The sequence below is a fragment of the Polaromonas sp. P1_G4 genome (assembly GCF_056405475.1).
Map to the genome: position 1 here is coordinate 1 of NZ_JBFUCA010001061.1, position 538 is coordinate 538.

At 61.7% G+C, this 538-nt stretch carries 1 protein-coding gene; it reads left to right on the forward strand.

Annotation, left to right across the window (positions count from 1 at the left end; genetic code table 11):
• Positions 1 to 326: 326 nt before the first annotated feature.
• Positions 327 to 538, forward strand: a 212-nt coding sequence (locus AC1D1X_RS25365; protein ID WP_477699645.1) for a CreA family protein, incomplete at its 3' end; no start/stop codon positions are given.

The following is a 538-nucleotide window of genomic DNA, read 5'->3' on the forward strand; positions in this document are numbered from 1 at the left end:
GGCCGCCGGCGAAAGCGTGCAGCTGTCACGCAGCCAGGTCGTGCGCGACTTCACCACCCGCGTGCACCATGCCGGGCGGCATGCGGTGGACATCATGGTCAACGGGGAATGCCTCGCGAGCGGGCATTTTGACCTGGTGAAGACCTGAAATGGCTACAACCCAATAGGGACGCGCGCCAGTAGCTATCAAATGTATAGCTATCCAATATACTAGCCTGACACAGGGCCGCGCAGCCCAGGCACCTGGCGGCGGGCTTTGTACAGTAGCTACCTGACGCCCTTCCGCCACCCTTCCGATTCCCATACCAAGCACCAAGGACATGTTCATGCGCCCACTCACCCTGCAACGATTCAGCCCCGCCTATTGCGCCCTCAGCCTGGTGCTGCTTCTGTCCGCCTGCGGAGGCGCCGGCGGTGAAGAGATCGGCGCGGTCGACACGGTCTTCAAATTCATCGGACCGGACCACAAGATCGTGGTGGAAGCCTATGACGACCCCAAGGTGAGCGGCGTCACCTGTTATGTCTCGCGCGCCAAGAC